The sequence below is a fragment of the Enterobacter cloacae complex sp. I1M genome, from assembly GCF_014982425.1.
Lineage (GTDB): Bacteria > Pseudomonadota > Gammaproteobacteria > Enterobacterales > Enterobacteriaceae > Enterobacter > Enterobacter intestinihominis.
Window position 1 is genome coordinate 90,323 of sequence record NZ_JADCLG010000010.1, and the last position, 13,240, is coordinate 103,562.

At 56.5% G+C, this 13,240-nt stretch carries 15 protein-coding genes; 4 read left to right on the plus strand and 11 right to left on the minus strand.

The features are described 5' to 3' along the window. Positions 1–4 precede the first annotated feature (4 nt). Complete coding sequence (locus INF86_RS05535) at positions 5–463, plus strand: DMT family transporter (RefSeq protein ID WP_022648044.1); 459 nt, start codon at positions 5–7, stop codon at positions 461–463. On the opposite strand, the gene INF86_RS05540 is transcribed toward INF86_RS05535, so the two are convergent. From INF86_RS05540 to INF86_RS05575, 8 genes are read right to left on the minus strand one after another with little or no spacing between them, the layout of a single operon-like run. Next, entirely contained in the window at positions 460–993 is a 534-nt protein-coding gene (locus INF86_RS05540) for a DUF3833 domain-containing protein (RefSeq protein WP_023300045.1), read from the minus strand. The genes INF86_RS05535 and INF86_RS05540 overlap by 4 nt on opposite strands. After that, the gene (locus INF86_RS05545; protein WP_032624304.1) at positions 990–1,514 is read right to left on the minus strand and encodes a hypothetical protein; all 525 of its coding nucleotides are present in this window, start codon (positions 1,512–1,514) and stop codon (positions 990–992) included. The genes INF86_RS05540 and INF86_RS05545 overlap by 4 nt, the downstream gene beginning before the upstream one ends. Continuing rightward, complete coding sequence (locus tag INF86_RS05550) at positions 1,511–1,996, minus strand: DUF2878 domain-containing protein (protein ID WP_154051232.1); 486 nt, start codon at positions 1,994–1,996, stop codon at positions 1,511–1,513. The genes INF86_RS05545 and INF86_RS05550 overlap by 4 nt, the downstream gene beginning before the upstream one ends. Continuing rightward, on the minus strand, positions 1,993–3,213 hold the full coding sequence (locus INF86_RS05555) for a cyclopropane-fatty-acyl-phospholipid synthase family protein (RefSeq protein WP_193543305.1): 1,221 nt from the start codon (positions 3,211–3,213) through the stop codon (positions 1,993–1,995). Before INF86_RS05555 ends, INF86_RS05550 begins: the two co-directional genes overlap by 4 nt. Continuing rightward, a complete protein-coding gene (locus tag INF86_RS05560; protein ID WP_023306144.1) occupies positions 3,210–3,932 on the minus strand; it encodes a DUF1365 domain-containing protein in 723 nt (240 codons plus the stop codon). Before INF86_RS05560 ends, INF86_RS05555 begins: the two co-directional genes overlap by 4 nt. Before the next feature lies 1 nt (position 3,933). Continuing rightward, positions 3,934–5,193 (minus strand): NAD(P)/FAD-dependent oxidoreductase, encoded by a 1,260-nt coding sequence (locus tag INF86_RS05565; protein ID WP_023306143.1) that lies wholly within the window; start codon positions 5,191–5,193, stop codon positions 3,934–3,936. Continuing rightward, a complete protein-coding gene (locus INF86_RS05570) occupies positions 5,190–5,909 on the minus strand; it encodes an SDR family NAD(P)-dependent oxidoreductase (protein ID WP_048965991.1) in 720 nt (239 codons plus the stop codon). The genes INF86_RS05565 and INF86_RS05570 overlap by 4 nt, the downstream gene beginning before the upstream one ends. Next, positions 5,906–6,340 (minus strand): nuclear transport factor 2 family protein, encoded by a 435-nt coding sequence (locus tag INF86_RS05575; protein ID WP_193543306.1) that lies wholly within the window; start codon positions 6,338–6,340, stop codon positions 5,906–5,908. The genes INF86_RS05570 and INF86_RS05575 overlap by 4 nt, the downstream gene beginning before the upstream one ends. Positions 6,341–6,598: 258 nt before the next feature. Between INF86_RS05575 and INF86_RS05580 the strand changes: the two genes are divergently transcribed. Both INF86_RS05580 and INF86_RS05585 read left to right on the plus strand, forming a co-directional pair. Continuing rightward, complete coding sequence (locus INF86_RS05580) at positions 6,599–6,796, plus strand: hypothetical protein (RefSeq protein ID WP_022648035.1); 198 nt, start codon at positions 6,599–6,601, stop codon at positions 6,794–6,796. Between the two features lies 1 nt (position 6,797). Further along, positions 6,798–7,550: a hypothetical protein gene (locus INF86_RS05585; RefSeq protein ID WP_022648034.1), complete on the plus strand. Its 753-nt coding sequence runs from the start codon at positions 6,798–6,800 to the stop codon at positions 7,548–7,550. 53 nt (positions 7,551–7,603) lie between these two features. Here INF86_RS05585 and INF86_RS05590 read toward each other — a convergent pair whose 3' ends face one another. Beyond that, positions 7,604–9,580 (minus strand): alkyl/aryl-sulfatase, encoded by a 1,977-nt coding sequence (locus tag INF86_RS05590; RefSeq protein ID WP_163346475.1) that lies wholly within the window; start codon positions 9,578–9,580, stop codon positions 7,604–7,606. A gap of 203 nt (positions 9,581–9,783) precedes the next feature. On the opposite strand from INF86_RS05590, the gene INF86_RS05595 reads away from it, so the two are divergent. Beyond that, positions 9,784–10,419: a helix-turn-helix domain-containing protein gene (locus INF86_RS05595; RefSeq protein ID WP_032624309.1), complete on the plus strand. Its 636-nt coding sequence runs from the start codon at positions 9,784–9,786 to the stop codon at positions 10,417–10,419. A gap of 38 nt (positions 10,420–10,457) precedes the next feature. Here INF86_RS05595 and INF86_RS05600 read toward each other — a convergent pair whose 3' ends face one another. Together INF86_RS05600 and paaY are read right to left on the minus strand one after the other, a co-directional pair. Continuing rightward, on the minus strand, positions 10,458–12,455 hold the full coding sequence (locus INF86_RS05600) for a choline BCCT transporter BetT (RefSeq protein WP_023306141.1): 1,998 nt from the start codon (positions 12,453–12,455) through the stop codon (positions 10,458–10,460). Between the two features lie 179 nt (positions 12,456–12,634). Beyond that, positions 12,635–13,240, minus strand: a complete 606-nt coding sequence (gene paaY, locus INF86_RS05605) for a phenylacetic acid degradation protein PaaY (protein WP_023300036.1) — start codon at positions 13,238–13,240, stop codon at positions 12,635–12,637.

Here is a 13,240-nt window from a genome sequence, read left to right on the forward strand (position 1 = left end):
CGTTATGACAGTGATTATGATTATTCTGGCGGTGATTGGCGGCGCGACGCTGAGCATTCAGGCTGCCATTAACGGGCAATTAGGCAGCAGCGTGGGGGTATTCAAAAGCGCGTTTCTGACCTTTTCCGTCGGCGCGCTGGTAACCGCCCTGCTCATTTTCTTTTTTGAGCCGAAACAGGCGGTCAGCCTGATGGATGTGCCCAAGTGGCAGCTTCTGGGCGCCCTGTGCGGCGTGCCCTATATAGTGATTATGGTGCTCGCGGTGCAGCGTATCGGCACCGCCGTTGCCACGGTAGCGGTGATCCTGGGTCAGCTGGCCATGAGCATGCTGATTGATAACTTTGGCTGGCTGAACAATGAAGCCATTCCGTTTTCAGCGAGCCGTTTCGGGGCCGTGGTCTGCCTGAGTATCGCGCTCTTCTTCATCTACTCAAGCAGTAAACCTCAGCCCGAAGAGGATTAACCGCCCTCTTTGCGGGTAAAGAACAGCGTCACCGTGGCGACGGTGACGCCAAATTTCTTCATCTCGGTTTTATTGAATAGGCGGGTGCTGTCCTGCAAATACATCCAGTCATCAAAGTGCAGCAGCCAGGTTTTACCGTCCGCCTTCACGTTCATGCTGTAGCGCCAGTTAAGGGCGTTGCCCGAAACCTGACCTGTCGCGACACCTTCTATGTCACCCGCCGTGCCTTCGTAACGATCGTGGCCAATGCGGCGGATATGCCAGACGCGCTTTTGCTTCTCGCCGTCGTCATAGACAAAATGCTCGTTCAGCGTCAGCGTATCGCCGATAACATCTCCGGCGATCTCGACGTGAAAACGGCGGATCTGCTTACCGCTGCGGTCCTGCACCATCCCCCACGCCTCGGTTTTGCCCTGGAAGTAGTGGAAAATATCAAGCCTTGGCTGCTGCTGACGATACTCGGTCACTTCTGTGCTGCACCCGGCCACCAGCATTGTCAGTGTAAGCGCCATTAACAGGAATCGTTTCATTGTGGTCCTCCGATTAACTGCTGACGCAGTTCAGGATACTCGGTGCGGGGATCGAGCCAGATCGCCAGAAAGCGCGAGCTAAACGCTGCCGACTGGCGCGGCCCGAGGGGCGTAAATTTTTTCTGCGACGCCGTGGGGCGATACCAGAATTGCCCCTGACCGTTATTAACCACAAACGCGAGCTGCGTGCCGGGCGTGACGTCGGGCCAGAGCGCTTTTAGCATCCGCAGCCAGGCTTCACTCTGCGGCTCCTGCTGCAAAATGCCCTGCGCCTGCCACTGGTCACGGGTCGCCTCGACCAGGTCGTCGCCATCGATGTCGCGGGCATAAGTGATAATCAGCGCGTTATCGCTGTCTGTTCCTGTATAGCTGCCGTCGGGCGTCAGCAGCTGAGAGGTATAAACGGTAAACGGCCCCCAGGTGAGGGTGGCATCGCCTACCTTGCGCCAGCTCAGCCAGTCAGTCGCCTGCGCGTTACAGGCCATAACGGTTAGCGCGAGCGCGAGTAACAGATGTCTCATTGTTGTCTCCCCATCAGCAGGTGGAAAAACAGCATCAGCACCAGCCAGCCCGGGATCATCCAGCTGACGACGATAAAAGTCGGCTCCAGGAACGTGATGGCCCCCAGATGCTCGCCAAACAGGTAGGCCAGCGGCCCGCCCAGGGTCGCCAGCGCCGTCAGCAGCCAGCCCGGCAAGGTGGTCGTGCGGGTCAGTTGCGTCCAGACGGTGGCAAACATCAGCCACAGCGCCACCATCCATAGCGGCATCAGAGACGTGCCAGTGAATGAAATCAGCCCCGTCAGCGCCCAGAGGGCGTCCAGCATCGCGCCCGACGCCGCCAGCACAAGGGCGTATACCCGGTGTGATGGCGGTAACAACAGCCAGGCAATCAGCGCCAGCGCGATCCAGATGACCAGCCCCTGCTCGCGAAACAGCACCACCAGCGTCCAGTAGAGATCAAACCCGATGGCCAGCAGAAAGACCTGCCCGTAGCGCTTCATACGCGTTCCGCAGTCAGTTGCACTACGCTGATGGTGCGGGCGTTAAACCCGGCTTCACAGTAGCCGAGGTAGTACAGCCACATCCTACGGAAACGGTCATCAAATCCGAGCTTTTCAATCTCCTGCCAGGCGTGAACGAAGCGCTGACGCCAGTGCGCCAGCGTGCGGGCGTAGTCCGGCCCCATATCGAAGAGGTTACGCACGACAAAATCGGTATGGCGGGTCATCAGTTCATTCATGGCGGTGATGCTGGGCAAAAAGCCGCCGGGGAAGATGTAGCGCTGAATAAAATCGACGCTTTTGCTGTAGTCGCGATAGCGCTGATCCTGAATGGTGATGGCCTGAATCGCCATCCGCCCGCCCGGACGCAGACGCGCCTGGCAGGTGCGGAAAAACGTTGGCAGGTAGCGTTGGCCGACGGCTTCAATCATCTCAACCGACACCAGCTTATCGTACACTCCGGTCAGATCGCGGTAGTCGCAGAGCAGCACCTCAACGCGATCATGTAAACCTGCCCGCGCGATCCGCGCGGTGGCCCACTGGTACTGCTCCTGCGATAGCGTGGTAGTTGTTACCCGGCAGCCATAATGACGGGCGGCATATTCCGCCATCGCCCCCCAGCCGGTACCAATCTCAAGCAGATGATCGTTTGCGGTGAGCGCCAGTTGGTCGCACAGCCTGGCCATTTTTGCCTGCTGAGCCGCTGCCAGATCCTGCTCTTCCCCGGTAAACAGCGCGCTGGAGTAAAGGAGTTGTTCATCAAGGAAATGGGCGTAAAAGGCGTTGCCCAAATCGTAATGGGCGGCAATATTTTCCCGTGCCTGCGCGCGGGAGTTGCGCCGCATCCAGTGCCGTAGCCGCTCTACCGGTTTCCCGAGCAGGCGAAACCCTTTTTCCAGTTGCCCGAGGATCTGGCTATTGCGCGCTATCAGCTCCAGCAGCGGCGTCAGGTGGGCCGTCTCCCAGTCGCCATCCATCCACGCTTGTGCCGCGGCGAGGCTGCCCCCGGTTAGAATGCGCCAGTAGACGCCCGGCGCGAGTACCTGCACCTCAGCGTGAAGCGCGGTGGAGGCGTCGCCGAACTGGAATGTCTGCGCGCCTTCACGCAGCGTCAGCGAGCCGCCGCGCAGCCCGTTCAGCAGGCGAAAAAGCAGCCATCGCGCGACGCGGACGTTGCGCGGGATATCGGGTTCAAGCGCAAAGACGGGATCGGTCATGAGCGTTCACTCCTGCTTAGGGGATGGTTATGCAGCGGCACGCGCTTCAGCCACAGCCTGAGCGCCTGCCAGTAAATGGCGAAAACGGTTTTGAGGGTCATCAACGGGATCCGCGCCAGCAGCGACCGCAGCGCTGCGCGCGTCAGCGGCTCCCGGCGCAGCGTCAGAGTGGCATCAAACACCTTCGTCTCCTGATGGTTTTCGATATGCATGCGCAGCGTGCTGGCCGGACTGTTGAAGCGCCAGTGGTAGACCATGTCCATCGGATTAAAGGGCGAGACGTGAAACGCTTTTTCCGTCGGCGGGGCGTCCCGCCCCGCTACCGCGTAGTAGTGTCGTTCATTCCACGGCGTGTTGCGGACTTCGGCGAGAACCCAGCGCAGGGTGTCTTCCCCGTCATAGCAGTAGTAAAAATTGACTGGGTTAAAATGAAAGCCGAAATAACGCAGTTGGGTTAGAAGCATGACCCGCCCCGCCGGGCGTTCGCCGGTCAGATTTTCCAGACGCTCAAGGACGCACTCTTTGAGCGGCGTGCCCAGCGGGTAGTCCGCATCATAAAATGCCGCGGGCGCAACGCGGTTACGGCGCACACCGACGGAGGGCAGCGCGTCCAGCTCATCGAGATCGAGCCAGGCCATAAAGACGCTGTAGGTAAAGTGGTGCGCTTTTGGCGAAAGACGGCGATGGCGCAATGTGCCGTGGTAAAGGCAGCTGTTCATCTCAGTTGCCCTCCCCGGCCGCGATAGCGTTTACCACATCCAGCGCACTGCGTACCCCATCTTCGTGGAAGCCGTTGTACCAGTACGCGCCGCAGAACCAGCTCCGCTGGCGACCGTTTATTTCGCCACGCCGGGCCTGGGCTTGCCAGCTTTGCGGGTTAAAAAGCGGATGCTCATAGACAAAGCGGCGCAGCACATAGCGTTCTTCCACCGGCGTTTCCGGGTTGAGGGTGACGCAAAACAGCGGGCTACCCGGCGGCAGTCCCTGCAAGATATTCATGTTGTAGGTGACGCAGGCGCTGGCCCGATCCTGCTCGCTGAGGCGGTAGTTCCAGCTCGCCCACGCGCGCTTGCGCACCGGCAGCCAGCGCGGATCGCTGTGAAGCACCACCTCGTTACGCTGCCAGCCGATATCACCCAGCACCTCACGTTCAGCCTGCGTTGGGCTGGCGAGCATCGCCAGCGCCTGAGCGGAGTGGCAGGCGAAGATCACCTGATCAAAGTTGTCTGTTACGCCCTCACGCGTTATATCAACCCCGCGATCGTGGCGAATAATCTGCTGCACCGGCGCATTGAGGTGCAGCGTCAGGCGATCGCCAAGCTTGTCCAGCATCGCGCGGATGTACTCCCGGGAGCCGCCCGGCACCACGTACCACTGCGGACGATGGGTAATGTCCAGCAGACCGTGGTTTTCAAAAAAGCGTAAAAAGAGCGGCAGCGGGAAGCGTTTCATCTCCTGTAGCGAGGATGACCAGATAGCCGCCCCCATTGGCAGAATGTAGTGACGCGCAAAAAAAGGCGTGAAGCGGTGCTGGTGCAGGAACGTCTCCAGCGTGGCGGACTCGCTGACGTCACCCCGGAGCGTCTGTTTCGCCAGCCGGTTAAAGCGCACGATCTCCTTCAGCAGCGTCCAGAAGGCAGGGTTTAACAGATTACGACGCTGGGCGAACAGCGACGTCAGCGTGTGGCCGTTGTACTCCAGCCCGCTCTGCGGGTTATGCACCGAAAAACTCATCTGCGTTTTTTGCCCGCTGATGCCCAGTTCGCTCAGCAGCCCCATGAAGCGCGGATAGGTGCGGTCGTTGTAGACAATAAAACCGGTGTCGATGGCAAAGTTGCCCTGCGGCGTGTCGACATCCACCGTTGCGGTATGACCGCCCGGCGTGGCCTGCGCTTCAAACAGCGTGACCTGATGATGTCCGGCGAGCCGCCAGGCACAGGTTAACCCGGCGATACCGCTGCCGATAATCGCGATCTTCATGGTCGCACCATCCTGCGCAGCAGTGCGCGCTGAAGTATATCGGGCAGACCGGAGAGCAGGCGCAGCGCCAGGCTAAACCCGGCGGGAAACGCGATATGATCCTTCCCTTTTGCCAGACCGCGACGAATGGCATGGACGGCGTCCTCCACGCTGACCCGGCCCGGCATCGGGAAATCATTTTTTCGGGTCAGCGGCGTGTCGACAAAACCAGGTGAAACGACCGTGACGGCGATCCCTTTCGGCTCCCAGTCGAGGCGCAGCGTCTCAGCAAACCAGGTTAACGCCGCTTTAGAGGCGCCATAGGCTTCGGCTCGCGGGAAGTGAAGCCAGTGCGCCATCGAACTGACCAGCACCACGCGGTTGCCGGATATCAGCTGCGGCTGCAACGCCGCAAGGCAGTTTACCGGCCCCATGAAATTGGTGGTCATGACCCGCGCCACCAACGCGGCATCCACCTCGCCGCGATCGAGATACTCGCAGGTTCCGGCGCAAAGAATCACCGTGTCGGCAGCACAGTCCGCCAGCGCCTGGCGACAGGCGTCCCTGTCTGTCATATCGAACAGGCGCACCGTAATGTTGGGGCTGTGCTGATGCACGGCTGCCAGACGTTGCGCATCGCGCCCGCAGGCAATCACCCGGTAGCCATCGTCGGCAAAAGATTTCGCCAGCCCGGCCCCTATGCCCGAGCTTGCGCCGGTGATCAGAACCGTTTTCATGATTTCACTCTCCGCTTCACGCCGCGTACGGCCCAGCCGAGCACCGGAAGATGTTCGTAAATCAGCTCTCCGGCATCGTAGTAATCCCGCTGGCGAACAATGCGATCGTCGCGCATGTCTACCACAGAGCAGCCCGGCAGCTGGCGCATTGCCCCCCGGGCAATACGCGGGTGCGACCAGTGCATCATCCAGGTAACAACAAAGCGATCGCCCTGCTGCAACGGTGCATCGACGGTAAAGCGGCACCGCTGGACGTTAGCCAGCAGGTGAGTGAAATAGCGCTGAATCGCGAACAACCCGCTGTGTTCGCCAAAGGGATCGATAAGCGTGGCATCGGCGCGATAAATCTTTGCCAGCGCCGAAGGTGGCTGGGTATCCAGCGTGGCGTAATAATCAACGAATCGACTGATGACGGACGGCAACGTGCTCATGGGTCACATCCTGGCTGTAAACAACGTAGCGAAATCGCATAATTAAAACTTACACAATTAGCGTTATTTGTCTAAGTTTTTGCAGATATATTTTTTATACCTCTTTTAATTCAGTATTTTAAAAACTTTCCCTGAGGTGCCAATTTGAGTCAAAAGCAGATTCTCACCGCCGTGCCGTTATTTTTTAGGGATAACCTTAAGGCAAAGGTGCCATTTATCTTCCAGACTTATCCTTTTAATTCATAAGGATGTCACGCGATGAAAAATTTACTGATGGCGCTCTTTTCCAGCCCGGAATCCTTGTTGCAGGTTATGAGTCACCAGGAAATTATCGAAGCCGTAGAGGATGGCGACCGCATCATCATCGATCAGGATGGAAACGCCTCGGTTAACTACAAAAGTAACGAGGTTCGGCAGGACTTTCTGCGCCATGTCAACGCGCTGAAGAGGGCCTGAAATGGGAACGGCAATATTCATGGTATTGATGGTATGCGGCTACTGGTACACCAGCCGCGATCTCTCAACCCGGTTCAAAATTAAGCGTTCATTCGGCTGGGATGTCTATTTCCTTGTGGCGCTGTATGGCTGCATTTTCGTTTTACAGGGCGTGATCGCCACCGGCCTGCTCTGGCTGCTGTTGTTCGCCCTCTCCGCCGCCGACAACACGTTCCATTTCACGTCCGCAAAATACGCCGACTGGCAAATTGATTTTATGAACTGGAGCTTTTTAGGGATTCAGGCTCCGGTCGTGGTGATGCTGGCCTTTGCGATCCTGTTTTGTCTCTATCGTTCTAACTGGGCCGGCAGCGCGCGGCTGGACGGCGAAGGCCGGAAAAAGCTCTACAAGCGGCTGGCGCAATCGAGCGGGATTGAACAACTGCTCTATCAGTGCATGGAGGAAGGTGAACTTGCGCACGTCACGCTGAAGTCGCGGCGAATTTATATTGGCATGATCCATACCGCCACGCTGGAGTATGAAAAAACCGCCAATATCGTGCTTATCCCGATGCTGAGCGGCTATCGCGACGGGGAGAACATGCAGCTGTGTATTGAGCACAACTACAGCAAATGGTACGCCGAGCATGAGGTTACGCTCGACTCAGAGCCAAAAAGCGCTATGGATTTCCGTAAGGTGATCATGCTTGATCAGATCGAGAGTATTTCGCTGTTCGATCCGGCAAGTGCCAGCGCGCTGGCGATGCGTGAATAAAAAAATGGCGCCTTATTTCTAAGGCGCCAGGATTATGTGGATGAAACCTGAACTTATGGCGTTACGATATTGAACCAGAAGTCAAATTTGTCCATGTAGCTCAGCATCTCTTCCAGCTTCGCCCCGTTTCCACTCACCTTCACGTCACCTTTATCCATCGCCTGCTTCAGCGTCTCTTTCTTAAGGATGATGTTGTTCAGCGTGGTGCGATCAAGCGCGATAGTTGCGTCGGCATCCTTCGCCTGCGCGTTGGCGGTATGGTTCAGCACGCCGTTTTCCAGCTCCAGCTTGTATTTGCCGCCATCCTTACCGAGATCGACATTGAAGACCGCCTTCGCGTTACCGGCACGCACCCCGTTGATGTGCACACCCAGGTAGTCGAAGAACATTTCCGGGGTCATCGCCCGCACGGTATCCGGGCTGGCGGTGTTCGGCGTCGGCAGCTTCTTCACGCCATTACGCAGTTCTTGCGCGCCGGTCAGGTAGAAGTTACGCCAGGTGCCCGCCTCCGCCTGGTAACCTAACTGCTCAAGCGCGTCGGCTTCCAGATTACGGGCAGCCTGGTTGTTAGGATCGGCAAAGACCACTTTGCTGACCACCTGAGCAACCCAACGGTAATTACCCTGCTGATAATCCGCTTTGGCTTTCTGCATGATGGCATCAGCGCCGCCCATGTACTGCACGAACTTCTTCGCAGCCTGTTCAGGCGGCAGCTCGTCGAGGGTTGCCGGGTTGCCGTCGAACCAGCCGAGATAAAACACGTAAGTGGCTTTGACGTCGTGGCTAACGGAGCCGTAGTAACCGCGGCTTGCCCACTGTTTCTCGAGCGATTCCGGCAGCTTAAATTCTGCGGCGATCTCATCGCGAGTCAGGCCTTTGTTGGCCATACGCAGGGTCTGGTCGTTGATGTAGCGGTACATATCGCGCTGGCCTTTCATCAGCTTGACGATATTCTCGTTACCCCAGGTCGGCCAGTGGTGCTGCGCAATAATCACTTCCGCGTCCGCGCCCCAGCGCTCAATGGCGGCGTTAATGTACTTAGACCAGGCCAGCGGGTCGCGGATTTTGGCGCCGCGCAGGGAGTAGGTGTTGTGCAGAGTATGCGTCACGTCCTCTGCGGCCTCGATCATTTTCTTCTCTTTGACGTACCACAGCATCTCCGACGGAGCTTCTGAACCCGGCGCCATCATAAAGTCGTAGGTCAAACCGTCGATCACTTCTTCCTGACCGGTATGGGTAATGTAGTCGGTCGGCGGGATGAGGGTGACAGTACCCGCAGAGGTGGTGGTGCCAAGGCCTGCACCCACCTGGCCTTTTGCATCCGGCTTCAGCAGGTTGCCGTACATATAGCTCGCACGGCGGCTCATCGCGTTTCCGGCCATAATGTTTTCGGAAACCGCCTCTTTCATAAAGCCATCCGGCGCGTAGATTTTCACTTTGCCAGACTTGACGTCAGCTTCGTCAACCACGCCGCGCAGGCCGCCATAGTGGTCAACGTGGCTGTGGGTGATCACCACAGCGACGACCGGTTTCTTGCCGCGGTTTGCATAGTAGAGATCCAGCGCTTCTTTCGCCGGTTCAGCGCTTAACAGCGGGTCGATAACGGTAATGCCCTTCTCGCCCTCAATGATGGTCATGTTGGAGAGATCGAGATTACGGATCTGATACACGCCGTCGGTGACCTTAAACAGCCCGCCAATGTTGATCAACTGTGACTGACGCCACAGACTCGGGTTTACCGTATCCGGGGCTTTTTCACCCTCTTTGACGAAATCATATTTCGCCGGGTTCCAGATAACGTTCCCCTGCTCGCCTTTGATCATGTTTTGCGGCAGCGGGGCGATAAAGCCTTTATGGGCATTTTCAAAGTCGGTTTTATCGGCAAACGGTAATTTGTTATGCAGGGCGTTATTAGCCTGCTGGGTTGTAGGAGTGGCATCCTGCGGCTGTACTTCCGCAAACGCGGAAAGCGACAGCGACGTCAACACACCGGCCAGCGCCAGATGTTTAGCGATTATCGTTAATTTCATTAAATGGCCTCATAGATTAATTGCGCCGCCAGCGATATTTAATTGTGGCGGATAATTTTAATGCGAACTCATTGAGGACCATTCTAACCAGAATACCTTCCCTTCATAGTCCCATATGGGACTGGTTATTTATCGATTCGTAATCCGTGGGCTATTGCTGCTATACTCGCTACCATAGCAGACGTTGCGGGGAGAGGCTTAGCGTGAATTTTCAGGATATCCATACCTATTATCAGCAACTCAATATTGGGCAATTTTTTCCGCAAATGCTTTGTGAAGGCGAGGTCTTAACCGTTGCCGCAAATAAAAAACTCACCGTTGAACCTGGCTATATTTATTTCTGTACTGAAGGGTCGCTGACGATATTAATGCCTGATGATGGGCTGAATATTGGCAATACTATTGAGTATATGCCGATCGGGTTAATGGAAAGGTATTGTCCACTGGCGAAGTATGAATATCGCAGCAGTGCCAGGGTGAAACTGGTGAGAATATCCTGGGCCGACTTCGACCAGATATTTTTCCAGGGTGGGCCTGAGCGTATGCAGGCGCTGGCCACCATACTGACCTACATGTCGATATTCACCATCGACCTGCACAACGAACGCAGGCAGGTCACCAGCTACCAGACCATTAAACCCATGCTCTATCGCTATCTTTATCGGCAGGAAACCCACACGGGAGAGAATGAGGGTCTGGCGCTGTTTATCATCAAGCGCACTAACCTGTCGCGAACGCATGTCTTTCGCGTGCTGGCGGATCTTAAAGCCGGGGGCTATATCACCATGAAGCGCGGAAAGCTGGTGTCGATAGACCGTCCGCTGCCGGAGGCGTATTAAATTACGCCCCTGAAGCGAATGCTTCAGGGGCTGGCTGATTAACGCACCAGGTGCAGGAAGTGCAGATGTTTTTCATACTGGTCCAGGATATCGTTAATTAACTGCTCCTGGTTCCAGCCCATCACATCGTAATTTTGCCCACCTTCCTTGAGGTAGATTTCTGCCCGATAGTATCGGTGCTGTTCTGCCTGATTCTCATCATTCTCCATGGCCGCTAGCGCGAAGGTCGGCGAGTTATAGCCACGCAGCCTGACTTCATAAATGAAATTCAGCTCATTGCCTAAATCCACCTCAAGGCGAATACGATCGTCCGACGCGTCGCTGATATGGCTCTGCGTTCCCTGCTTATTGAGTTCATCCTGCACCAGCACCATGGCCGGTTTGATCACCTCTTCCATAAAGCGTTTCACCAGGGAGCGTTTAGGTAAGTAGGCGATGTTACGCAGTCTGCGCTGCCACGGAATGGGGTTACGGGCCGCTGTCGGCGCGATCGTGGCCATACTCAGGCTCTCGCGTTTGGTCAAATCGCGTCGGAGCGCCTTCAGCAGGCCATAGATCGACACCAGCAGGATCATCGAGAACGGTAGCGCGCTGGCGATAGTCACGGTTTGCAGCGCACTCAGTCCGCCCGCGAGCAGCAGCGCGATAGCGACTACGCCCATCAGCGCGGCCCAGAAGATGCGCTGCCAGACGGGTGTATTGGCCTCGCCGCCGGACGCGAGGGTATCCACCACCATCGCCCCGGAGTCAGCGGAGGTTACAAAGAAGACAATAACCATCGCCATGGCGATAAATGACAGCACGGAAGAGAACGGGAAATGCTCAAGGAAATTAAACAGCGCCAGCGCCACGTCCTGCTGGACGGTATTCGCCAGATCGGACGCTCCCTTGTTCATGATGAGGTAAATGGCGCTATTGCCGAACACCGTCATCCACATCAGGGTAAAGCCCGCCGGGACAAACAGCACGCCAGTCACGAACTCGCGGATGGTTCTGCCGCGGGACACACGGGCAATGAACATCCCGACAAACGGCGACCAGGACAGCCACCAGCCCCAGTACAGCAGCGTCCAGCCTCCCAGCCAGTTGCTGGATTTCGGTTCATAAGCGTACAGGTTAAACGTCTTGCTCACCAGCTCGGACAGGTATCCGCCGGTATTTTCCACAAAGGATTTCAGCAGGAGTACGGTTGGCCCCAGGCACAACACCAGCACCAGCAGCAGTACCGCCAGCCCCAGATTGAGCTCTGATAAAATGCGAATGCCTTTATCCAGACCGGACACCACAGAAATGGTCGCCAGCCCGGTAATCAGGACGATAAGGATCACCTGCACGGTATCGTTGATGGGCACGCCAAAAAGGTGGTTCAGCCCGGCATTGACCTGTAAAACGCCGTAACCTAACGAGGTCGCCACGCCAAATACGGTGCCGATTACCGCGAAGATATCCACCGCATGACCTATCGGGCCGTAAATACGGTCGCCGATAATCGGATAAAGCGCCGAACGAAGCGTCAAAGGCAGGCCGTGGCGGTAGCTGAAGAACGCCAGAATCAACGCAACGATGGCGTAGATAGCCCAGGCGTGCAGCCCCCAGTGGAAGAATGTCAGCCGCATGGCCTCTTTGGCCGCAGCGACCGTTTCAGGTGTCCCCACCGGCGGGGAAAGGTAGTGCATGACCGGCTCCGCCACGCCGAAGAACATCAGGCCGATCCCCATCCCCGCCGAGAACAGCATGGCGAACCAGGAGTGGTAGCTGAAGTCAGGCTGGGAGTGGTCGGGCCCGAGTTTAATATCGCCGTAGCGGGACAAGCCGAGGAACGTCACACTCATTAAAATCAGCGCGACGGCAAGAATGTAAAACCAGCTGGCGTTGGTGAATATTTGCTGTTGCAGTAGCTTAAAGTTTTTATCGGCAACGTCAGGGAAAATCGCGGCAAAGGCGACAAGAAGGAAAATTAACAAAGCAGATGTGTAAAATACCGCTTTGTTAATCTGGCTTTTGGACTGCTTTGGGATAGTGTCGTTTTCACTCATATAGTGTCTTCCATAAACGCATTGACCGCTCTGAATGAGAGGCGTGATCTGCGTCAGGGTAACAAAATCCCTTTATGGATGCAGGTCTGAAACGTTCAATTATACACTATCCCCAAAGGGTATTTGTTGCGCGTTAACGCATCCCTATGCCATTGCATTATTTCGCAGGCAAGAAATGGTTAATTATCCCGGCCAGCCGACTTGGGCCGTAAGTTCTCATCGAATACCAGCCGTTTGCGGCCGGGCTCTTCTTCCCGCAGCGGCTCTACCTGATGCAGCGTCTGCTTACAGCGATCCACCAGCACCTGATACTCCCGCGTGCCCTGCTTTTTCCACTCTATTTCCTGCGCGCTTAGCTCACGAATCGCTTTCGCCGGACTGCCAAGAATTAAGTGATTCGCAGGCATTTCCGCTTTAGCCTTCACAAACGCCGCCGCCCCGACGATGCTGTTTTCGCCGATCGTCGCTCCGTCCATCACCACCGCATTCATCCCCACCAGCGCATTACGGCGGATAATGCAGCCGTGCAGGATCGCGCTGTGGCCGATATGCCCGTCCTCTTCCACCACCGTGTCCTGCTCCGGAAAACCGTGCATCACGCAGTTATCCTGAATGTTCGCGCCGTCTTTCACCACGATCCGGCCAAAATCACCGCGCAGGCTGGCGTTGGGGCCTACGTAAACACCTTTGCCGAGGATCACGTCGCCAATCAGCACCGCGGTCGGGTGAACATAGCTCTCTTCAGGCACGACCGGCGTCAGACCATCAATTTGATAAACAGGCAT

Coding starts and splice junctions, on each gene's coding strand:
- INF86_RS05535 (WP_022648044.1), top strand. CDS start 5: ATGACAGTGATTATGATTATTCTGGCGGTGATTGGCGGCGCGACGCTG.
- INF86_RS05540 (WP_023300045.1), bottom strand. CDS start 993: ATGAAACGATTCCTGTTAATGGCGCTTACACTGACAATGCTGGTGGCC.
- INF86_RS05545 (WP_032624304.1), bottom strand. CDS start 1,514: ATGAGACATCTGTTACTCGCGCTCGCGCTAACCGTTATGGCCTGTAAC.
- INF86_RS05550 (WP_154051232.1), bottom strand. CDS start 1,996: ATGAAGCGCTACGGGCAGGTCTTTCTGCTGGCCATCGGGTTTGATCTC.
- INF86_RS05555 (WP_193543305.1), bottom strand. CDS start 3,213: ATGACCGATCCCGTCTTTGCGCTTGAACCCGATATCCCGCGCAACGTC.
- INF86_RS05560 (WP_023306144.1), bottom strand. CDS start 3,932: ATGAACAGCTGCCTTTACCACGGCACATTGCGCCATCGCCGTCTTTCG.
- INF86_RS05565 (WP_023306143.1), bottom strand. CDS start 5,193: ATGAAGATCGCGATTATCGGCAGCGGTATCGCCGGGTTAACCTGTGCC.
- INF86_RS05570 (WP_048965991.1), bottom strand. CDS start 5,909: ATGAAAACGGTTCTGATCACCGGCGCAAGCTCGGGCATAGGGGCCGGG.
- INF86_RS05575 (WP_193543306.1), bottom strand. CDS start 6,340: ATGAGCACGTTGCCGTCCGTCATCAGTCGATTCGTTGATTATTACGCC.
- INF86_RS05580 (WP_022648035.1), top strand. CDS start 6,599: ATGAAAAATTTACTGATGGCGCTCTTTTCCAGCCCGGAATCCTTGTTG.
- INF86_RS05585 (WP_022648034.1), top strand. CDS start 6,798: ATGGGAACGGCAATATTCATGGTATTGATGGTATGCGGCTACTGGTAC.
- INF86_RS05590 (WP_163346475.1), bottom strand. CDS start 9,580: ATGAAATTAACGATAATCGCTAAACATCTGGCGCTGGCCGGTGTGTTG.
- INF86_RS05600 (WP_023306141.1), bottom strand. CDS start 12,455: ATGAGTGAAAACGACACTATCCCAAAGCAGTCCAAAAGCCAGATTAAC.
- paaY (WP_023300036.1), bottom strand. CDS start 13,240: ATGCCTGTTTATCAAATTGATGGTCTGACGCCGGTCGTGCCTGAAGAG.